This window comes from Metasolibacillus sp. FSL H7-0170, assembly GCF_038593115.1.
GTDB lineage: Bacteria > Bacillota > Bacilli > Bacillales_A > Planococcaceae > Metasolibacillus > Metasolibacillus fluoroglycofenilyticus.
The window spans coordinates 2,977,877-2,999,171 of the sequence record NZ_CP151964.1; the positions used below are offsets into that span (position 1 = coordinate 2,977,877).

Here is a 21,295-nt window from a genome sequence, read left to right on the forward strand (position 1 = left end):
TTTAATTGTTATTCAGCAAGCCCTTGTCCTGCTGAAAATTCTCGATACAGTTGATGCTTGGCAAGGAGTTCCTCATGTGCACCTTGCCCCGTAATTTGACCCTTTTCAATAAATAAAATTGTATCAGCGTGCAAAATAGTGGCTAGACGGTGTGCGATAATGAATGTTGTACGACCGTGCATTAAGCGCTGAAGCGCCTCTTGCACATATATTTCTGAGCCGCTATCCAAATTAGATGTTGCTTCGTCTAAAAGTAAAATTTGTGGATTATGCAGCAAGGCTCTTGCAATGGCGATGCGTTGACGCTGTCCGCCTGATAGCTTCATGCCACGTTCACCAACTTCTGTAGCAAATCCTTCCGGCAATTCCTCGATAAATTGTAGTGCATTTGCCGCTTTAGCGGCCGCTTTTAATTGCTCCTCAGTAGGCGGCTGCTTCATACCGTATGTGATATTGTCTGCAATTGTCCCGCTTAATAATGGGCTTTCCTGTGAAACATAGCCAATTTTACTGCGCCAAGCCTGTAAATCAAAAGTAGAAATCGGCTGATTATTAAATGTAATTTGCCCATTTGTTGGCTCATAAAAACGTTCTAAAAGTGAAAAGATTGTTGTCTTTCCACCACCGCTTGGTCCGACAAGTGCTGTTACTGTACCAGGTGAGGCAGTAAAGCTAAGGTTTTGCAATATTTGCTTTGTTTCATTGTATTGAAAGCTTACATTGTCAAAAGTAATTGTGCCCTGTGTTGCGGGCTGAGCTTTTGCACTCGTTTCACTAGGCATAGAGAAAATTTCCTGAATGCGCTCGGTTGCACCCATTGCCTTTTGGAATGATGTGAAAAATGTAGCCATTTGAGCAAAAGGCACGATAATTTGAAACAAGTAAAAAATAATTGCGACAAGCGCACCAGCAGACAAAGCACCACTTGCTACCTGTGTTCCTCCATAGCCTAAAATAACAACAAGGACAAGCATCATTAACAATGTCATGATTGGAGAGATAAGTGCCTGAACGCGCGCTTCTTTCAAACCATAGCCGAATAGAGAGCGAATTGCTTTATTACCTCGCTCGTTTTCAAAGGACTCTGCATTATATGCCTTTACTAGTCGAATATCTGCTAAAATACGCCCAAGTAAACCGGAAAAAGAAGCCATTTCAGATTGGGTAGCAATGGCAATTTTCTGCATAATTTTACCGAGCGGCATCATAATAAGCAGCGAAACCGGTACGCTAATAAGTAAAATGAGCGTCATTTTCCAATCGATAATAAAAAGCAAAATAATTGCACCGATAATGGAAATAGCACCAGAGATGACTTGTACCATTTGCTGAGTAATCAGCGTTTTTAATGTAGTCGTATCTTGTGTAATACGGCTCATCGTTGCACCTGTTTCATTCGTATCATAATAATTGACAGGCAAACGCAACACTTTATGCCATAATTTCTCACGTAAATCCGCAACGATTCGCTCCCCGATAAACGTCAATAAATAAAATGACACCCCTCCAGCAACTGCTTGCACGATGAAAACAGCCAAAATAATTGCAAGCATGCGCCAATTGAATAAGTCAGCGGTCAAATTATCAACTAAATTCATTGTTACTAATGGTAAAACAAGGCTAGCAATAGTTTCTGCTAATGTAATCGATAATGCTAAAATAATCATGCCAATGGGCCAATTTAAGCTTTTTAATAAAGCTACAAATGATTGAAAAGCACCTGATTTTGTTTTAGAAGTCTGTTCCATAAAGCACCCCCTCCCCTTTATACGAGTAGAATCAAGAAAAGTTCCGAATCTTTTGGGTGCCAGGCACACACACAATTTTCACACAATTTTACTTTCAAATGAAATGTCGTTAAAATAGAAAGGATAGAGGTGAAATAAGGATGACTGAACAAAAATTATGTCCACGGCTGGCAAAGGCAATGGAGTTATTAGGGAAGCGTTGGACGATACTTATTATTCATCAGTTAATAGATGGTCCGAAGCGCTTTAATGAGATTGAATCGGCCCTTCCGATAAGCGGGCGCTTATTGTCTGAGCGTTTAAAAGAGCTTGAAAGGGAAGAAATTGTGGAGCGCAAAGTGTATGCTGAATCACCAGTTCGTGTCGAATATAAATTGACAGAAAAGGGGCAGTCACTGCTGGGTGCAGTTCGCGAAATTGAAAAATGGTCACAAACTTGGTTGTAAGCGACAATTTACTTGTCAAATAGGTCATAAAAACAGATACTTAGAAAGTATAATTTAGATAGAGGCATAATCAATAGAGGGAAGGAATTGCTTTATGACATTACAACAGTGGGTAAATGATTTATCACAAATCATCAATCCTTCAAATATTAAAATAAATGAATCATTAAAAACGTATACAATGACAAAATTAGGTGGTCATGCGGATATTCTCGTTATGCCAAATACCGAGCAAGAGGCGCAGGCTATTGTGAAATATGCACACCAGCACAAAATTCCATTACTAATGCTTGGAAATGGCTCGAATATGGTTGTCCGAGATGGTGGGGTACGTGGTATTGTCATTAATTTTTCTAAATTAAATAAAATTTCAATAACAGAAGGCCTTGTTTTTGCACAAGGAGGCGCATTACTGAAGGATGTTTCGAAATATGCGGCAGCCGAGAGCTTAACAGGTTTGGAATTTGCTTGCGGCATACCGGGGTCAATCGGTGGTGCGATGGCGATGAATGCTGGAGCATATGGTGGTGAAATTAAAGATGTAATTGTGGAAACAGTCGTGTTAACGAAAGACGGGGAACGCATCGTCTTGACGAAGGATGAATTAGAGCTAGGCTACCGTACAAGTGTTATTGCTAAAGAGGGCTACTATGTTTTATCCTCGACTTTCCAATTGCAACGTGGTGAACAGCATATGATTGATGCGAAAATTGCTGATTTAACGCATCAAAGAGAGTCACGTCAGCCCTTAGAATACCCTTCAGCAGGAAGTGTGTTTAAGCGCCCGCCTGGTCATTTTGCGGGGAAATTAATTCAAGATAGCGATTTGCAAGGAAAAGGTGTCGGGGGGGCAGAGGTGTCGCAGAAGCATGCGGGCTTTATTATTAATAAAAACAATGCAACGGCGACAGATTATATCGAAACAATTCAAATGGTACAACGCGTTGTAAAGGAAAAATTCGATGTTGATTTAGAGCTTGAAGTAAAAATTGTTGGTGAAGACGCATAAGCTTGTAACGTCTCTCAGCAATGTTTTTTGCGACGAGTAACCGCAGGAGCACATGTTTCTGCATCGAAAGAGAAGCTTCAATATAGAAACCCCCCCTACAGGTGGAGAGATGAATGCTTATTCGGCTCTTGATTCAACGGGTATCAAACACTCACTGAATCAAAATAAAGCCTCTGGTGGATATAGGGAATTTTAAATTGTGCTTGCACAATTTAAAATTCCGATGAGAGTTAGCCGAGGCATAATTGATAAGGAGTAATTAAATGAAGTTTATTTCATGGAATGTCAACGGTATTCGCGCATGTATAACGAAAGGCTTTTTGGATTATTTTCATGCGATGGATGCAGATTTTTTCTGTATTCAAGAATCGAAATGTCAAGAAGGACAAGTTGATTTACAACTGGAAGGGTATTATCAATATTGGAATTATGCACAGAAAAAAGGCTATTCTGGCACTGCTATTTTTACAAAGCACAGACCACAGCATGTGTATTACGGAGTTGGTGATGAACAAGATGAGGTAGAGGGGCGTATTATTACGTTGGAATACGAAAACTTCTATTTGGTAAATGTTTATACGCCGAATGCGCAGCGTGATTTAGCAAGGCTTCCTTACCGCATAGAATGGGAAGAAAAATTAGCGCTCTATTTGAAGCAACTTGATGCACAAAAACCCGTCATTTATTGTGGTGACTTAAATGTGGCACATCGTGATATTGATTTGAAAAATGCCAAGGCCAATCAAGGAAACTCCGGTGTGACGATAGAGGAACGTGCCAAAATGACGGAGTTAATGGACGCAGGCTTCTGTGATACATTCCGCACATTGTATCCAGAGCGTACGGATGTTTATACATGGTGGTCGTATATGAATAAGGTACGTGAGCGTAATATTGGTTGGCGCATCGATTATTTTATTGTGTCAGAGCGCATTATGAAGCATGTACAGGAGGCGGATATTCATTCACAAATTTTAGGGAGTGATCATTGTCCTATCCTATTAAAACTAGAAGTAGACGCAATCTGATAGAGAGGTGGATTTTATGGGGAAAATAAAGAGCAAAAAAATAATTAATATTGCCATTTGGACTGTTGGCATTTTAATTATTTTAGCTGGTGCGGCAGTAGCAGGCGTACATATGTATGTGGCAAACTCCTTGCCGAAAATTGAAGGAGAAGTTGATTTATCAATATTAGAAGCAGATGTTAAAGTGACACGCGATGGCATGGGTGTACCACATATCGTAGCGCAATCAGAGGCTGATTTATACAAGGCGCAAGGTTATGTACAGGCACAGGATCGTCTATTTCAAATGGATTTATCACGCCGTCAAGCGAGCGGTAGATTAGCGGAAGTAATTGGCGAAAATGCGATATCAACAGATAAATTTTTCCGTACATTTAGCTTACGACATGCGGCTGAGCAATCGTGGAATGAGTATGATGCTGAGGCACAGCAAATTTTAGAATGGTATGCAGAAGGTGTAAATGCCTTTATTGATGAAGTAAAGGGCACTAGTAAGCTATCATATGAGTTTAAGCTGCTAGGATACGAGCCGGAGCCATGGACACCTGTCGATTCTTTAACAATCGGTAAATTTATGGCTTATGATTTAGGTGGAAACTGGAATATGCTAGCATTCCGCCATTGGGCTTTGCAAAATTATACAGAAGAGCAAGTTGAAGAATTAATGATTCATTATCCAGAAGATGCGAAATCGATTATTGAAGCAAACATAAATAATCCTGTTGATGTAGCAGGTGCTTTCAATGTAGAATTATTGCCAAATGAGTTTAATGGTAGCAATAACTGGGTTGTATCGGGCGAGTTAACAGAATCAGGTAAACCGCTATTAGCAGATGACCCGCATTTAGGATTAAATACGCCATCGATCTGGTATCAAATGCATTTACAATCACCAGAACAAAATGTGAGTGGTGTTATTTTTGCGGGGATTCCGGGAATTATTTTAGGACATAATGAAAAAATTGCATGGGGAGTAACGAATGTTGGTCCGGATGTACAAGACTTGTATATCGAGACACCAAACCCTGATAACCCTAAACAATTCAAGTATGACGGCAAGTGGGAAGATGCGATTGTCAGAAACGAGCCAATCAAAGTAAAGGGTGGAAAAACAATTGATTTCGAGGTTGTTGAAACTCGTCACGGTCCGATTATTTCAGAACTAGTATTTAAGGAAGAGGAGCCAACAGCCGTATTCTCTATGCAATGGACGGCATTGCAGCCAACGAGAGAACTGCGTGCAATTATTGGCTTTAATAAAGCGTCCAACTGGGAGGAATTCGAAACAGCATTAAACGATTTCCGCGCACCAGCACAAAATTTCGTCTTTGCTTCAACGGACGGTACAATTGCTTACAAAGCAAACGGTGACATTCCAATTCGCAAAAAAGGCGATGGTCAACTACCAGTACCAGGGGATTCTTCTGAATATGGCTGGGAAGGCTTTATTCCTTATGATGAATTACCAACAGTAGTGAATCCAGAATCAGGCTATATTGCCACGGCAAACAACCAAATTATTGGGGATGAATACCCTTATCATATAACAAAGTTCTGGGCACAGCCATATCGCTATGAGCGCATTGTCGAAATGATTGAATCAGTAAAAGAAAGCATCGGCACAATTGATGAAGAAACTGATGAAGTGTATGAAGGCTTTACAAAAGCAGAAATGAAGGCGATGCAAATGGACAAGAAAAATTTATATGCAGCTGAATTTTTACCAGGCTTCCTACAAACGATTAAAGCAAATGATGCAGAGGGCAAATATGCTGATATTATCTCGTTAATGGAAGAATGGGAGCTGTATGATAATCGCGATGATGCACAGCCACTTATCTGGCATTTCTTAATTGAAGAAATTAAAGAAACAATTTTCAAAGACCAAATGCCTGCAGACGTTTATGAAATGATGCCGGGTAAATATCAAATTATGGATGAAATGCTGCGCAATGCATATGCGGGTAATGAAGGCGTATGGATTGAGCAGGCAGGTGGTTTAGATGAATTAGTATATGGCTCATTTGAGCGTGCCGTTGCAGATTTACAAGTGAAATACGGCACATCTGTAGCGAAATGGCAATGGGGAAGCTACCATAAAATCTTATTTAAACACCCACTTGCAAGCGCATCTGACTTTATCGCCTCGTATGTGAACCCAGAAACGATGGCGGTTGGTGGTTCACGTGTAACAGTGCAAGCTGCTGCGAATGATGCAAATGGCTATGTTAACCACGGTGCATCATGGCGCTTTGTAGCAGATTTAGCAGATTTGAAATACACAGACCATATTGTAGCACCGGGTCAAAGTGGACATTTTAAATCGAAATGGTATGACAACCAAGTATCACGTTGGGTATACGGTCGCTACCACCGCACGTATATTAATGGTGAAATTGATCCAGCCTATGATTTAATTTTAAAGGCACAATAAAATAAATAGGGCGCATGAAATGATTTGAGAACATTTCATGCGTTTTTTTGTACGAATAACTAACTATGATTTACTTTGACTTCAATATCGTACGCTTCCAGAACCTCAAAACTGTTAGCGTTTAAAATATCTACTTCCATTGCGAAACCGCTCTCCATAAACATAAAATATACATGCTCGGAGAAATGGACTTTTTTAAATTTGGTTGAGATAATTGTAGGCATACGCTGTGACAGGTCAAACGGCAATAGCCATGATTAGTTAAGTGATTGCCAGCGACCATGATGATTCTCGAGCCTTGTTTAGATGTTCTAACTTCACTTGTTAAATTAGCATTAAATAATTTTATAGAAGTATCAGTAAAGTTTAGTTCATCACTTTCATTAATAAATGGTGTTTCTGGTAATGATGCAACATGATTCGTTGATGTTCGCGCAAATGCACCTCAAGCAAATCTAATATCATTTTTGACCTTATTACTATAGATAAAATCTGCGTAAGGGACGATGGAATCATTAGACGCTTCAGTATAAACATCTAGATTTTCTTCTCCATCAGTAAATGCGTTGGTATGAATGGGCATCAAGATTGATACGAACAATAAAGCTATTATCAGTGAATATTTTATTGTTTTTTTTCACTATTATCACCTCCGTTTAAAATTGCAACATATTTCTATGGATTTTTAAGGGTAAAATGGATTATATATGAAATTTATGATTGTATATTTTATCCTTTTTATCGCTGCTAATCCCATGTTTTCCTCATTTTCAAAATAAGCCTCCACTATTTCAATAAGCTAATATTTTATTCAAACACCATCACCACTGTCCAAAATGCCGGCGACTGCACGGCTTTTTGGACAGCCCCCTCGACATTCAAATAAACATTTGAATGTTTCTTGCATATATTATATACTACAATCAAATGGATGTTTGAATGAGGTGAGGAAGGTATGAAGGATGTTTGTGAAATAACGAAAATTAATGAAGAGACGGTGGAGCGTGTGCAAGGGCAGTTGCCGGAGCTTGGGCATGTTGCGAAGTTTTTAAAAGCGCTAGCAGATGAAACGAGATTAAAAATTGCTTATGCGTTAACAATAGAAAAAGCGTTATGTGTGTGCGATGTTGCGGCGATTATTGGCTCGTCCGTTGCTACAGCTTCACATCATTTACGCTATTTAAAGGAAAATCGTTTAGCAAAATCTCATCGTGAAGGAAAGCTTGTGTATTATTCGCTAGCGGATGACCATGTTTATCAAATTGTGAAAATTGCCTATGAGCATGCGGAGGAGGACAGATAAAATGGCTACAAAAGAGCAACAATATCGTCTTGAAAATCTGTCTTGTGTCAATTGTGCGGCAAAATTTGAGCGTAATATTCGAGACATTACGACTGTTGAGGACGTACAGCTCAACTTTGGTGCAGCAAAGCTAACAGTTGTTGGTGACGCGACTGTTGAGCAGCTTGAAGAGGCAGGTGCCTTTGATGGCATTAAAGTTAAATCAATAAATGACCGCCAAAAAACAACAATTCCTTTTTATAAGCGTAAGGAGAATATTTTTGCAGGTCTCTCTTTATTATTTGTACTTGCAGCTGTTATAATGAGCTCATTTTACGAAGAGGACAGTGCGCTTGTCGTAAGTCTTTATATAGGGGCAATTGTTGTCGGTGGGCATGCGATGTTTTTAACAGGCTTTAAAAATTTACTACGTTTTGAATTCGATATGAAAACATTAATGACAATTGCAATTATTGGTGCGGCTATTATTGGGGAGTGGCAGGAGGCGGCAGTTGTTGTCTTTTTATTCGCTGTAAGTGAAGCGTTAGAGGCGTATTCGATGAATAAGGCACGTCAATCTATCGAAACATTAATGGATATTGCACCACCTATTGCGTTGATTAAGCGCACACATGGCGACCATATGCATGAGATAGAGGTTCCGACAGAGGATGTTCAAATTGGAGATATTCTTATCGTTAAGCCGGGGCAAAAAATTGCAATGGATGGCATTGTTATAAGTGGTACATCTGCTGTCAATCAAGCGTCCATTACAGGTGAGTCGATTCCCGTTCATAAAACACTAAATGACGAGGTATTCGCAGGCACATTGAATGAAGAAGGTGCGCTTGAAGTAAAAGTAACGAAGCTTGTACATGATACAACGATTGCAAAAATTATTCATTTAGTAGAAGAAGCGCAGGCGGAAAAAGCACCATCTCAAAAATTTGTTGACCGTTTTGCGAAATACTATACACCAGCGATTATCGTTGTGGCGATACTTGTCGCAATTATTCCATCGCTTATTACAGGCAATTGGCTAGAATGGATTTATCAAGGCTTAGCGGTGCTTGTCGTTGGCTGTCCGTGCGCATTAGTTGTCTCAACACCCGTCGCAATTGTTACAGCGATTGGGAATGCCGCAAGACATGGGGTATTGATTAAAGGTGGTGTTTACCTAGAGGAGTTAGGGCATATTAATGCAGTTGCCTTCGACAAAACAGGCACATTAACGAAAGGTACACCAGAAGTAACACAAATTATCACGACGATAATTCCAAAGGAGGAATTATTAGCTCTAGTTGGTGCTGTGGAAAAAAAATCTCAGCATCCATTGGCACAGGCAGTGTTGAAAAAAGCTGCTGCACTACATGTGGAAATAGCGAATGCTACAGATTTCCAATCGGTCACTGGAAAAGGCGCTTATGCAACGGTGGAAGGGCATAAGATTGCAGTAGGCAGTGTCAATTGGATTGGTTCACTCGCATCTATTAATGAAGAGCTAACAGAGCAAATTGCAGATTTCGCGGCTGAAGGGCAATCTGTTATTGTTGCAGCACGCGATGGTGAATGTATCGGTATATTAGCAATTGCTGACCAACTGCGTCAGGAAAGTAAAGAGGTTGTTTCACAGCTTGAGCATAGTGTAATGTTAACGGGCGATGCACCATTAACTGCACAGACAATCGCAAAGAATCTTGGCATTACAGATGTGCGAGCAGGCTTGCTGCCGGAGCATAAACTGCAAGCGATTAAGGAATTACAAGGACAATATGGCAAGGTTGCAATGGTAGGTGATGGCGTTAACGACGCGCCTGCCCTTGCAACAGCATCTGTCGGTATTGCAATGGGTGGTGCGGGTACAGACGCAGCATTAGAAACAGCCGATATCGTGCTAATGGGCGACGATTTAACAAAGCTTCCGTATACGATGCGCTTAAGTAAAAAAGCATTGTCAATCATTAAACAAAATATTGCTTTCGCTTTATTACTAAAACTAATTGCCTTATTGCTAGTCATTCCGGGCTGGCTCACACTATGGATTGCGATTTTTGCAGATATGGGTGCGACATTGCTTGTCGTATTAAACTCACTACGTTTACTGAATAAACAGTAGGCAGGGGCGTCCTAAAAGCAGTGTATTACCAGCTTTTAGGACGCTTTCGGGGGTGTTTCATCTAGGAAAGCTTTTTTGGAAATGGGATAAAACACTGAGCTTAGCGGTTTCTTTTGAATTTAAAATAAGCGTAAAGCTAATTTTTTACTGTGCTGTAGAGAAGTTTGATTTTTGAGATGACTCCCATAACTAATAAAATGCATGAAATTAATTTGGAAATTTTTGATTTCATGCACTTTTTATTTTAATGTATTTTACTTAATTGTAAGTATTATTTTTCTAAAATACTAAAAATTCGTTTATATAGCAATGGATAGGTGAAATGAAAGTGATATGAAACTAGGTTATAGAAAGACCTCTCATTATTTTACAGATTGAATTTTTATTTTTATAGTAGCGAACAGGTTATTTGCAACATAATATATGATGTTATATGATAAGGGGACAGATTTAAAGATGTACTAGCACAAAACTTTTGGGAGCTTCATAGTACATGAGCGATTGAGGCGATGTAAATGACACAACCATTTTTAATGAATGTTACTGAAGAAATTGTCCGTGGACTCGTTCGATTTTTGCTTTATGGAGTAGAGTATCAAACGTTTTGTCATTGTGAACGATGTGAAATGAATATTGTTGCCGAAGCATTAAATAATTTACCACCGCACTATGTTACATCAAACGTAGCAAGAGCTGAAGCGTTCAACGTATTAAACACACCACAAAATATTGAGACGATTAATAAAGAAATTATCCGTGCGATTTATGAAGTTGGACAAGATTTTAATCACAACAAATGATTACAAAAACAGCCTTCAATTAGCCAATATGCTAATTGAGGGCTGTTTTACAATTAGGTGAATACTCTGAATCTAAATAATAGTTATACTTAGTAAAATCCATTTGATGATGCATTTTGCTCTGGAAGAACTCAAAATTATCTTTTGTTATTGAAAAGGAACCTGTTACAGGATGAAGTGTTGAAAGACGCAATGTTTTCTGGTATTCCTTTAATGAAATATTTCGTAATATTTCTTGTCCAATGACCACATCATCTTCGATATTGGTCCAAATCACAGACCTTACCATATCTCTCTCTTCTGTATAATAAGGTGAAATCATTTCCTCTACAAATAAATTTTGTGCTTCAGTGAATCTCAATGGTTCATCGTAGTAGCTATTTGAGCCGATGTATAAATAGTAATCGTAGCCAAAATGGACAAAGAAGTTCCTTGTTATAAAATTACAATGAATGAATTCTCGTAGCACCATTTTAGCAATTAGACGAACGTGCGCTATAGAAACTTCTTGGTCATCCTGTAAGTGAAGCTTGTCAAATTCTTTGTCATACAAGGTGGATTCTCTATTGATATCAATATAAGTTACTGTAGGAATCCAGATCGACTTTATGTTGTTCGCCTCTAAAAACCTTATAATTGTATCAATATAGGCAGTTTCAACCTTGATGTAATTTTCCAATGTTAGTAGTCCATCATACATATTTTTCCCAATATCTGAAGAGCTAGTCCATTCAGAGCCTATTGTGTAATATCCATGCTCGTTTCGGTGGATTGGATTATATTTTGTGATGCGCCATTGGTATTTTATTTTTACGCTCATTTATATCTCCCTATTTTGGTTTGAAAATACTAATACAGAAACAATACTATAAGTAACTTCTTTTCTCAAATCCGTCTAAAAAAGAAACCATTTGTAGAAAATACTCAATAAAAGCGTCTGTGATTATTAGAAAAAGCATGCAAATATCTACTTTTTCAATAGCCCTCTAGAACATCACCGTTTTCAGTTAACTTTTCGCCTGAATATGTAGTAAACTGAAGATAGTTAACTAAAATCAGCAAAAGTCTACCTGCATCTATAAGTGCTGGGAAAAATGTAAGAAAAGCTATTAAATTAGAGGAAGTCTTAAATTTCTGCTGATTCAAGTTAAGATTCTGGAAGATGTCACAGATTTTGAAGAGAGGCCTGCGTAATACAGGTTAAATAGCTCCAAAAAACTGGACTAGAGTTAACCAGGGGCTAATTGATATGAAAGAGAGGGGTTATCGGATATGCCAACACCAAGTATGGAGGATCATATCGAGCAAATTTATTTATTAATTGACAATAAAGGGTATGCACGAGTGTCCGACATCGCAGAAGCATTATCTGTTCTACCTTCGTCTGTTACAAAAATGGTTCAGAAGTTAGATAAAGACGGCTACTTAGTATACGAAAAATATAGAGGTTTAACACTTACACCAAAAGGGGAAAAATTAGGTAAACGACTTGTACAAAGGCATGATTTACTAGAGGAATTTTTACGTATTATTGGTGTAGACGAGGAGCGTATCTATGAGGACGTTGAAGGAATCGAACACCATTTAAGCTGGAATGCAATTGACCGAATTGCAGATTTGGTACAACTAATGGAAGAAGAGAAGGACTTTGTAGCAAAGCTAGATGCAATGAAGGCACAGCAAAATATATAAGACGCAGAAAGGAATTTGCGAAAGATGAATGAATTACGCTCAGGGCAAGTTGTAGAATTAACTGTATTGGAACAACAAGGCTCTCGCTATGTATTAACAAACGGTGATGCAGAAATTCCGTTAAATATGTCGGAAGTGGCGGAGACAGTCGCTGCAGGGGAGCGCATTACCGTATTTTTATATGCAGACCGCCGAGGAGAGTTGCAAGCAACAACAGCTTTACCAACAATTTTAGAAGGACAGTACAATTGGGCACGTGTCTTAAAAGTAACTCGTGAAGGTGCAGTTGTTGATATTGGAACATCACGTGAAGTAATTGTTAAAGCGGAGGATTTACCTGCATTACAAGAGCTTTGGCCGCAGCCCGGTGACCATTTATTTATGACGCTTCGCACAGACCGCAACGGTGATTTATTTGGTCGCTTAGCAACCGAGGAAAAAGTGAATGAACTTTATGAGGGTGCTTTTGATGAAATGTATAATAAAAACATTATAGCACGCCCGTATCGCTTATTGCCTGTAGGGTCGTTTTTAATTGGGATTGATACGCCATACCGCATTTTTGTTCATTCATCAGAAATGAAGGCGGAGCCACGCTTAGGACAAGACATACAAGTGCGCGTGATTGATGTAAAGGAAGACGGCTCACTTAATGGCTCGTTACTTCCTCGTAAGCATGAGCGCTTAGGTGATGATGCAGAGAAAATTTACGCTTATTTAGAAAGTGTTGGTGGCAAAATGCCATTTGGTGATAAATCGACACCAGAGGAAATTCAGGAAATGTTTGAGATGAGTAAGGGCGCTTTTAAACGAGCACTAGGCTCATTAATGAAGGCGGGAAAAATTAAACAACAGGATGGCTGGACAGAGCTTCTATAAGCACTACAAGGCTTCCTGCAACCTTTTACTTTTAAACACGTACTAATAGACAAGGGAAAGACGTATGATAATACGAATTACCGACAATAGATAGTGAAGTGTTTGAGGGGAGTAAAAATATGAAGCAAAAATGGATAATAAAGCTTGTTATAACAGTGTTAGCTTTAGCGGTATTTGCGCCGCTTGCTAGCGCCACAACACAAAAGCCAATAAATGAAAAACTTGGTGTACCAATTGTTGTATACGGTGCAAATCTTTCAGATGCGGAAAAAGAAATAATGAAAACGGCATTTCGCGTCAATGAAGAATCTGAAATTGATGAAGTGACTGTATCTGGTGACGATTTAGTACAATATATTAAAAATAGTAATGCTAGCTCTCGCATGTATTCTTCGGCAAAGATTACGCGACAAGAAGAGGGCAAAGGACTAGTTATTAGTATTTTAACACCGGAAAATATTACCGAAGTAACAGCTGAAATTTATGCCAATGCAATGGTAACAGCTGGAATCGAGGATGCAATTGTAGAAATAGCAGCACCGAAGCCAGTGACAGGTCATTCAGCTTTAGTAGGTATTTATAAGGCATACGAAGTGAAAACAGGCGAGAAGCTTGATATTGAGCGCACAGATGTAGCAAATGAGGAGTTAAATATTGCGACATCGATTGCGGATAGCGCTGGTATTTCTGATGAGAAAGTTGCAGAACTTTTAACGGAAATTAAAAAAGTAATTGCAGAGCAAAAGCCTGTATCTCGTGAAGAAGTTCAACAAATTGTAGAAGAGCAATTATCGCGATTGCAAATTAATTTGAGCGAGCAAGACCGTCAATTATTAATTGATTTAATGGATCGTATTCGCTCGCTTGATATTGATTTTTCAAAGCTATCATCACAGTTATCTGATTTAAGTAAAACAATTGAAGAAAAGTTTGCACCTATTCTTCAAGACGAAGGTTTTTGGAATGGTGTAAAAAACTTTTTTAATAAATTAATAGAAACTATTTCTTCGTGGTTTAAATAACTTGTGTGTGGGGATACCTGCTGAATCAGAGGATGACAGTCTAAAACACTGTAACACCTGTGCAGACGATTGGGTGACCAACATTATGTTGAACCCAGCTCAGGCAGAGGTCACAGATTTCGAAGGGGAAAGCTCTAAAAAGTCTGGACTAGAGTTAGCCGAGGCGTAATTAATATAATTTGAAGGGGATGGATATAGTGGAATTTACTTTAGTCAATCATAATGGACATTTAGCTTATGAATATGAGCAGAATGGCGAGCGTTTAGCTGAGATTACATGGTCTGAGAGAGACGGTGTGATGCATATGGATCACACATACGTGTCAGACCAATTGCGCGGACAAGGGGTAGCAAAAAAGCTGTTAGATAAAGCAGCAGACTACGCACGCGAAAATAATTTGAAAATGCATGCAATTTGCTCCTATGTAGTCGCTTCTTTCGAGAAAAGTGATGCATATAACGATGTGAAGGCATAAAATAAAGGGTTATCCGAGAACTGGCTAATACGCCTTTTCGGATAACCTCTTTGCTTTTTTATTGAAATATAAATTTTAAAGATTGCAAACATTGCTTTTAAAGCCCTTTCTTTCAACTTTAAAATGTCTAAATATTCGTATTAAAATACAAAGAAGTACACGAGCGATGTTAACACGCCTGCAGCTCCTAGTATTGATAATACTTCTTGTCCGCCAAACTGTATGTCTTGAAATTTAAACATTTTTCATCGCCCCTTTCCATTGATATTATTTTTATACCCTAAATTAAAGAAATAGAAACATTCTTCATAAAAATATACTAAAATAGACGCTATCTAACTTGTTTTAGAGTGAGCTGCCTGATAGAATGTTTAAACTATAAATCGGTAGGGTATAACTTCCATATAACAATAAGAACAGTGGAGGGAATCATAATGGCAAAACTAAAAGGAAAAGGCGTTGTTATTGCAGGATTAGTAGCAGGAGCAGCAAGTTATTTAAGTAAAAAGGAAAATAGAGACAAGCTAATGGGCTATATTCAGGATGCTAAAGCTAAAGCGACTGAAATGATGGATGGAATGAAAGGAAATGGAGCATCAATGGAGGAAGAAACACCGCTACAAGATTTGGCTGAAACCGCTGGTAGCGCAAATACGACAGAAATTCGCGAAAATAATATGATTGCGGAAGGAGCACAAACAGCGGTGCAATACTACAATGAAAATGACCAAGAAGAATTAACATAATGCAAAAATTGAAATATAATATTCGAATAAAAGGGAGAAGGTTGTTTGAAGGCAGGCACGCCGCTTTCAAACAACCTTTACTTTTTTATTGGAATAACAACCAATTAGGAAGATATCCATATTCTTTTAGAAGTTGTAAGGCTAGATTTTTTATCGAAGAGGAGCGTCCCAAAAGCAGCGCATTGCCTGCCTTTGAGACGCTTTCGATGATGCTTCATCAAAGGAATCACTGGATAAAATAGAAAAGAATTTCTTTGGAAATGGGATATCATTGGGTTTAGCAACTTTTTTTGAATTTAAAATAAAGTGAAACTTCAATCAGTGGAGGTTTCCCCCATCCCCCACTTACCCTTAGCGCATTTTTACTTAAGTCTTAGAAGCGGAAGTCTTACTATCCGTTAATGCGGGATAAAATAGCATAACGTTAATTTTTCACTGTGCTAAGGAGATGTTCAGCTTTCTTATACAGCTAATTTATGGTTTTATTAGCTAGTAGTCAATCTTAATGCGCAGCTTGTTTTACCTTGCTAAAGTTAATTAAGCTTACACCAGCGAAAATTAATAAAATAATCCCCGTTAAAATAAAGCCTTGTGTATGGTTTAATGCAAGTAATCCCAGTAAAGATGAACCGATAACTACACCAAATGAGAAGAATGCATAGAAATAGCCATATGCTTTCCCTCGTACCTCAGAAGATGTAGAGTCGATTAACAAAGAGTTAATCGATGGGAATAATAGACCGAATCCGATACCATAGCAAGCAAGTGCGGCGTATAACATGCCGCTGTTATTTGATTGGCTTAAAATAAGTTGGCTAACGCCCATTAAACCAATGCCAATTGCCAATGTATAGCTAGGGGCCACTTTATCAAAAATGCGGTTTGTCGGTAAAACAAAAACGAGTACTGCTACAATGCCAAAGGTGCTCATCAGCATCCCACTCATACGTGAGTCAAAGCCTAGTGATTGCACATGTAAAGGCAATTGATATGCAATAACACCTTGGGAAAACATCAGGAAGAATGCACCTGTGAATGCTTTTAAGGTTCCGCTGTTGCGGAAAAATGTGCTTACAGGAATCATTCGCTCCTGTTTGCTTGATTTAGTAATCTTTGTATTACGCAATATAACAAGCGTTAAAATTCCTAAAATAAGCATGAAAGTAGCCGTAATGCCAAAAACAAACGGTACGCTTTGGCGGCTCGCCATAATGCCGCTAAACGCGGGTCCTACAATTGCAGCAATCCCGACAAACGCTCCAGAAATTGCGCTGCTTTTCCCGCGTTTTGTTTGCTCTGTAGCATTTGCTAAATAAGTAAAGGCTGCAGGAACAATAAACCCAGCTACTAGACCATGAACAAAACGAATCGCTAATAGAAGTATAGGTTCCTCAACCAGTCTATATAATAAAAGGGAGCCCCCTGTTAGCAATAAACCAATCACAAGAACATGGAACGGTCCTTTTTTATCTGTCCAAAAACCTGATAAAATATTGCCGAATGTATTAGAAAATGAATACATACCTACAGCAAGTCCTGCTATAAATGGTGTAGCACCAACAGATTCTGCAAAGGTACTCATCACAGGTAGCTGTGTAAATAAATCGAAAAATGAGAAGAAAATTATAGCATATATAAAGAAACGCATAGTAAGCCTCCATTTGATAATATTTCTCAATAATTAATTATATCATTTTTTCAATAAAAAAAGACAAAATCTGATTGAACAGATTTTGTCTTTTTATTTTGATTCAGCAGTAAACTTCCACAGCTACAAATGGTGAGATTAATGCTTATTTGGTCTTGATTCAGTGAGTGTATAAGCACCCGCTGAATCAAAACCTAGCCGCAATTATACTCATGAGTAATTGGTTTTTAAGCTTGAGCAGGTACTTCTTGTTTCATTGTTTTGTTTTTAGCAAGATTTACGTGCCAAGAAAGAGCTTCTTCTAAAATATGTGGTGTTTGGTGGTTACCAGTAGCTTCAACAGCGCGGTTATAGTAATCGCGTAATTGCTCTTTGAAGTCTGGATGTACACAGTTTTCAATAATTAATTGTGCACGCTCTTTCGGTGCTAAGCCACGTAGGTCAGCAATACCTTGCTCTGTAACGATTACGTCTACATCGTGCTCTGTATGGTCTACGTGAGAAACCATTGGTACGATAGAAGAAATTGCGCCGCCTTTTGCGTATGATTTTGTTACGAAAATACCTAGACGAGCGTTACGAGCGAAGTCACCTGAGCCACCGATACCGTTCATCATTTTTGTACCTGAAACGTGAGTAGAGTTTACATTACCATAAATGTCCAACTCAAGCGCTGTGTTAATAGAGATTAAGCCTAAGCGGCGGATAAGCTCTGGGTGGTTCGAAATTTCTTGTGAACGTAATACTACTTTATCAGCATATTTTTCTAGGTTGCCATACACTTTTTTCTGTAATTCTTCAGTAAGTGTAATCGATGTTGCAGCAGCAAATTTAACTTTACCTGCATCAATTAAGTTGAATACAGCATCCTGTAATACTTCAGAAGCAACTACTAAATCTTCAAACTCTGAATCAGCAAAGCCTTCTAATACAGCGTTTGCAACAGAACCTACACCTGATTGTAAAGGCATTAAGCTATTTGTTAAGCGACCTGCTTTAATTTCAGAACGGAAGAAGTCTAATAAAATATTTGCCATTGTTTCTGTTTCTTCATCTGGCGGTACGATTAATGAAGGCGCGTCTGGCTCTTCAGAAATAACAATTGCTTGAATTTTTTCAAGTGGCACGCGAATACCGATTTCACCAATGCGTTGCTGAATATTTGTCATTGGAATTGGCTCACGAGCACCTTGCTCACCAGGGATATAAATATCATGAATACCTACTAATGATTCTGGATGAGAAATATTTAACTCTACAATAATATTTTCTGCATATTGTGCAAAAATAGGCGAGTTTCCAACTGAGTTTGTTGGAATGATTAAGCCATCTTCTGTGATGGCAACAGCCTCAATAATTAAGTGCTTAATTGGTCCAATAATTCCTTGACGTACTAATTCAGCATTATGAGAAAGGTGTGCATCCACATAAGTTACTTGACCTGAGTTAATTAAGTTACGAATACCTGCATCTGCAATGAATGGTCCACGCTTGCGAATTGCACCAACAGTTGCCAAATGATTGTCAACCTCTGGACCAAGCGATGCTCCTGTGTAAACGTCAATTTTTAATGGCTCGCTTTTTGCGCGTTCTGCAAGGGCCTCTGGTACAACTTTTGCGTCACCAGCACGTGTAAACCCACTCATACCTACTACAGTGCCGTCTTGAATAAGAGCAGCAGCTTCAGCAGCAGAAACAATTTTATTAGCTAATTCTTTTACCCCTAAGCGTTTTTCAATTCTTGAATCCATTGAAAATCCTCCTTCGCAAAAAAAGTTTATTTGGACTAGCGCATAAGATTCTCTCTACTATATAAGATAGAGAGAAAATGCTTCGTTTACCTAATTCAGCGAGTGCTCCAACACTTGCTGAGAGGAACTTAGCCACATCTAGTGGCAATGACTGAATGACCAACATAGGTGTTAGTCTAAGCCTTAGACCGATATCGCAGAAGTGATAATGAAGCTTGAAACAATCTGGACAGATTTGGCTAAGACATAATTAAAAAGAAATTTGAATTTTCTGTTTTTTAAAAACAGTTATTAAAATACATACCACCACATATTATCACTAAATTGTCACAAATTCTTCACCTTGTACATGAAAGTGCTTAAAAAATGTTTAAGCGAGAAAAAAAGAGAATTTGCGATATATTAGAGATTTTGTAGCGGTATGTAAATATAACCGAATACTGATGTTAGCTTCTTTAAGCACATGTTTTTTGTATTGATAGCGTAGCGACAGGTAAAAGATATAGAAGTCTCAACCCCTATAGGTCATATGCATTAAACCTATTTCAGCGGGTGTCCACCCACTCGCTATTAAAGAGGAACTCAGTCTAAGAATAATGCATACTAAGATAACGACTGAGTGACCAACATCATGTTGGTCTAAGCCTCTGGCGGCAATTCCGCGTCCGTAATTATTTAAAAGCCGAGTGAGCGACGGAAGTAGCTTGCGTAACGCTGGCTTACAGGGATACGTGTCCCATCCTTCATAATAAGTAAAAACGTTGAGTGAGAGTCTGGTTGAATTTCATCAATAAAATCAATGTTTACGATGTATGACCTGTGGCAACGAATGAAAGAGTCAGGCGCTAAAAATAGCTCCAAATCGCTTAAGTTCAAGCGATGATAGCCTGCGCGATTCATTGTTTTAACATATGTTTTACGTAGCTGTGTTTCTAAATAGATGACTTGGTTGTGTTTAATTGGGTACCAGCAGTCGTCTATTTTAATTGTAATGTAGTTTGTTAAAAACGGTGACGGCTTTTGAGGGAAGACGGCTGTTATTGCGCCTTTCATTTCACCTTCTTCCATTAAAGGAATGCTCATCCCGAAATAGGGTACTCCAAATACCTCAGGTTCTATATAGGTGCTTACTTTTTGCCCATAAGTAAGAGCTTGAAATGCCGCGGAACCCTTTTTTACCGGATCGCCAGGTTTAATTTTTAAGTCAACTCTTTTGCTGGGTTGATAATATAAATATTCATCCGTATTTGAAATTGCAATTGATGTATCCTCAGGGAAAAATTCTTTAATAATTTCCATAATTTCTTCCACTTGTTTTGGATCCATGATACGACACCTCTTTTATAAATAAAGTCTTTATCCTCTATTTTACTATATTTGTTCACATTTATGCTATAGCAGATTTGAGAATAATGTAGTGATTACATGCTTTTTCCTACAAAGACGCTAAAGTTTTCGGAAAATTCGATATTTTAAACGATTTATTTACAGTATGCTTAATTATTCTTGCAAGCTATAGCTGTGAAAATAATCTGTTTACAATGAAAATCTACTGTATGATATGGATGAATGGAGAATCATCCTATTTTATATTGGATTTGAATAAATTATTTTATAGATTAATTTTTCTACATTAGGTTTAAAATGGAAATCTATGTTGTTTCTTCTTTTATATTTATATAGCTTTAAGTTTTGTTTAGATGTTGTTGAGTCAAGTTTACTATAATAATGAATGACGTCGTGGGCTAAAAGAAATCTAATTGTAGATTGGGGTCTCGACTTTACTCATATTTTCGCTAAAGACTTTTAGCTTTTGTTCTAAATGAAAATAGTGCTTTAGTAAAATAAAGGGAATAGCAATTTAGCTTTTTAAACAATAGTAAAAATCAACTAATGAAATAAAAAATATTGGTTGATAAAAAAACATAAATTATGGTAATATTCACTGTAGTTACTAAAAAATATCTAATGATTTAGCGAAAATATAGTTTCTGAGTAATGGTTTTAACGTCTTTCAGCAATATTTTTTGTACCGAAAGCGTAGCGACAGGTACAGAAATCTCCCACCTCTGTAGGTAGCGAGATGAATGCCTTTATTTGACTCATTTCAGCTAATGTCCAAACATCTGCTGAATCATAGGGACTCTGAGAACATGGCATACTAAAATAACGATTTAGTGACCAACATTGGGTTGGCCTAGATGTCACAGATTTTGAA

Annotated in this window: 17 protein-coding genes; 12 read left to right on the top strand and 5 right to left on the bottom strand. The window is 38.2% G+C overall.

Annotated elements, in window-relative coordinates:
- Nucleotides 1-8 precede the first annotated feature (8 nt).
- Nucleotides 9-1,748 (bottom strand): ABC transporter ATP-binding protein, encoded by a 1,740-nt coding sequence (locus tag MHH70_RS13970; protein WP_066169173.1) that lies wholly within the window; start codon nt 1,746-1,748, stop codon nt 9-11.
- Nucleotides 1,749-1,888: 140 nt separating this feature from the next.
- Between MHH70_RS13970 and MHH70_RS13975 the strand changes: the two genes are divergently transcribed.
- From MHH70_RS13975 to MHH70_RS14005, 7 genes are all read left to right on the top strand, one after another.
- Nucleotides 1,889-2,194, top strand: coding sequence for a helix-turn-helix domain-containing protein (locus MHH70_RS13975; protein WP_066169170.1), 306 nt, complete (start codon nt 1,889-1,891; stop codon nt 2,192-2,194).
- 94 nt (nt 2,195-2,288) lie between these two features.
- Entirely contained in the window at nt 2,289-3,203 is a 915-nt protein-coding gene (gene murB / locus MHH70_RS13980; protein ID WP_107943350.1) for a UDP-N-acetylmuramate dehydrogenase, read from the top strand.
- 263 nt (nt 3,204-3,466) lie between these two features.
- The gene (locus MHH70_RS13985; RefSeq protein WP_342471785.1) at nt 3,467-4,231 is read left to right on the top strand and encodes an exodeoxyribonuclease III; all 765 of its coding nucleotides are present in this window, start codon (nt 3,467-3,469) and stop codon (nt 4,229-4,231) included.
- Nucleotides 4,232-4,247: 16 nt separating this feature from the next.
- Nucleotides 4,248-6,665, top strand: coding sequence for a penicillin acylase family protein (locus MHH70_RS13990; protein WP_342471786.1), 2,418 nt, complete (start codon nt 4,248-4,250; stop codon nt 6,663-6,665).
- Between the two features lie 955 nt (nt 6,666-7,620).
- Nucleotides 7,621-7,968: a metalloregulator ArsR/SmtB family transcription factor gene (locus MHH70_RS13995; RefSeq protein ID WP_066169160.1), complete on the top strand. Its 348-nt coding sequence runs from the start codon at nt 7,621-7,623 to the stop codon at nt 7,966-7,968.
- A 1-nt stretch (nt 7,969) separates the two neighbouring features.
- Complete coding sequence (locus tag MHH70_RS14000) at nt 7,970-10,063, top strand: heavy metal translocating P-type ATPase (protein WP_342471787.1); 2,094 nt, start codon at nt 7,970-7,972, stop codon at nt 10,061-10,063.
- A gap of 515 nt (nt 10,064-10,578) precedes the next feature.
- On the top strand, nt 10,579-10,863 hold the full coding sequence (locus MHH70_RS14005) for a late competence development ComFB family protein (protein ID WP_066169156.1): 285 nt from the start codon (nt 10,579-10,581) through the stop codon (nt 10,861-10,863).
- 31 nt (nt 10,864-10,894) lie between these two features.
- On the opposite strand, the gene MHH70_RS14010 is transcribed toward MHH70_RS14005, so the two are convergent.
- On the bottom strand, nt 10,895-11,683 hold the full coding sequence (locus MHH70_RS14010; protein WP_342471788.1) for a hypothetical protein: 789 nt from the start codon (nt 11,681-11,683) through the stop codon (nt 10,895-10,897).
- A gap of 452 nt (nt 11,684-12,135) precedes the next feature.
- Between MHH70_RS14010 and mntR the strand changes: the two genes are divergently transcribed.
- From mntR to MHH70_RS14035, 5 genes are all read left to right on the top strand, one after another.
- A complete protein-coding gene (gene mntR, locus MHH70_RS14015) occupies nt 12,136-12,555 on the top strand; it encodes a transcriptional regulator MntR (protein ID WP_066169152.1) in 420 nt (139 codons plus the stop codon).
- Nucleotides 12,556-12,579: 24 nt separating this feature from the next.
- Complete coding sequence (locus MHH70_RS14020) at nt 12,580-13,434, top strand: S1-like domain-containing RNA-binding protein (RefSeq protein ID WP_342471789.1); 855 nt, start codon at nt 12,580-12,582, stop codon at nt 13,432-13,434.
- A 119-nt stretch (nt 13,435-13,553) separates the two neighbouring features.
- Complete coding sequence (locus MHH70_RS14025; protein WP_066169147.1) at nt 13,554-14,456, top strand: DUF1002 domain-containing protein; 903 nt, start codon at nt 13,554-13,556, stop codon at nt 14,454-14,456.
- 197 nt (nt 14,457-14,653) lie between these two features.
- The gene (locus MHH70_RS14030; protein WP_235616067.1) at nt 14,654-14,932 is read left to right on the top strand and encodes a GNAT family N-acetyltransferase; all 279 of its coding nucleotides are present in this window, start codon (nt 14,654-14,656) and stop codon (nt 14,930-14,932) included.
- A gap of 434 nt (nt 14,933-15,366) precedes the next feature.
- Nucleotides 15,367-15,678, top strand: a complete 312-nt coding sequence (locus MHH70_RS14035) for a hypothetical protein (protein WP_066169143.1) — start codon at nt 15,367-15,369, stop codon at nt 15,676-15,678.
- A 502-nt stretch (nt 15,679-16,180) separates the two neighbouring features.
- Here the strand turns inward: MHH70_RS14035 and MHH70_RS14040 are convergent.
- The 3 genes from MHH70_RS14040 to MHH70_RS14050 all read right to left on the bottom strand — a co-directional run bounded on the left by MHH70_RS14040 (nt 16,181) and on the right by MHH70_RS14050 (nt 20,403).
- Nucleotides 16,181-17,326, bottom strand: a complete 1,146-nt coding sequence (locus MHH70_RS14040) for an MFS transporter (protein ID WP_107943343.1) — start codon at nt 17,324-17,326, stop codon at nt 16,181-16,183.
- Nucleotides 17,327-17,553: 227 nt separating this feature from the next.
- Nucleotides 17,554-19,077 carry a succinate CoA transferase gene (locus MHH70_RS14045; protein WP_066169138.1) on the bottom strand — a complete coding sequence of 508 codons (1,524 nt, stop codon included), beginning with the start codon at nt 19,075-19,077 and terminating at the stop codon, nt 17,554-17,556.
- Nucleotides 19,078-19,752: 675 nt separating this feature from the next.
- On the bottom strand, nt 19,753-20,403 hold the full coding sequence (locus MHH70_RS14050) for a LytTR family DNA-binding domain-containing protein (protein ID WP_066169137.1): 651 nt from the start codon (nt 20,401-20,403) through the stop codon (nt 19,753-19,755).
- Between the last annotated feature and the right edge of the window lie 892 nt (nt 20,404-21,295).

Excerpts from the sequence above, each read along its gene's own strand:
- MHH70_RS14025 (WP_066169147.1), top strand. The coding sequence starts at position 13,554 with ATGAAGCAAAAATGGATAATAAAGCTTGTTATAACAGTGTTAGCTTTA.
- mntR (WP_066169152.1), top strand. The coding sequence starts at position 12,136 with ATGCCAACACCAAGTATGGAGGATCATATCGAGCAAATTTATTTATTA.
- MHH70_RS13975 (WP_066169170.1), top strand. The coding sequence starts at position 1,889 with ATGACTGAACAAAAATTATGTCCACGGCTGGCAAAGGCAATGGAGTTA.
- MHH70_RS14010 (WP_342471788.1), bottom strand. The coding sequence starts at position 11,683 with ATGAGCGTAAAAATAAAATACCAATGGCGCATCACAAAATATAATCCA.
- MHH70_RS13970 (WP_066169173.1), bottom strand. The coding sequence starts at position 1,748 with ATGGAACAGACTTCTAAAACAAAATCAGGTGCTTTTCAATCATTTGTA.
- MHH70_RS13985 (WP_342471785.1), top strand. The coding sequence starts at position 3,467 with ATGAAGTTTATTTCATGGAATGTCAACGGTATTCGCGCATGTATAACG.
- MHH70_RS14000 (WP_342471787.1), top strand. The coding sequence starts at position 7,970 with ATGGCTACAAAAGAGCAACAATATCGTCTTGAAAATCTGTCTTGTGTC.
- MHH70_RS14020 (WP_342471789.1), top strand. The coding sequence starts at position 12,580 with ATGAATGAATTACGCTCAGGGCAAGTTGTAGAATTAACTGTATTGGAA.
- MHH70_RS14040 (WP_107943343.1), bottom strand. The coding sequence starts at position 17,326 with ATGCGTTTCTTTATATATGCTATAATTTTCTTCTCATTTTTCGATTTA.
- MHH70_RS14045 (WP_066169138.1), bottom strand. The coding sequence starts at position 19,077 with ATGGATTCAAGAATTGAAAAACGCTTAGGGGTAAAAGAATTAGCTAAT.
- murB (WP_107943350.1), top strand. The coding sequence starts at position 2,289 with ATGACATTACAACAGTGGGTAAATGATTTATCACAAATCATCAATCCT.
- MHH70_RS13995 (WP_066169160.1), top strand. The coding sequence starts at position 7,621 with ATGAAGGATGTTTGTGAAATAACGAAAATTAATGAAGAGACGGTGGAG.
- MHH70_RS14050 (WP_066169137.1), bottom strand. The coding sequence starts at position 20,403 with ATGGATCCAAAACAAGTGGAAGAAATTATGGAAATTATTAAAGAATTT.
- MHH70_RS14035 (WP_066169143.1), top strand. The coding sequence starts at position 15,367 with ATGGCAAAACTAAAAGGAAAAGGCGTTGTTATTGCAGGATTAGTAGCA.
- MHH70_RS14005 (WP_066169156.1), top strand. The coding sequence starts at position 10,579 with ATGACACAACCATTTTTAATGAATGTTACTGAAGAAATTGTCCGTGGA.
- MHH70_RS13990 (WP_342471786.1), top strand. The coding sequence starts at position 4,248 with ATGGGGAAAATAAAGAGCAAAAAAATAATTAATATTGCCATTTGGACT.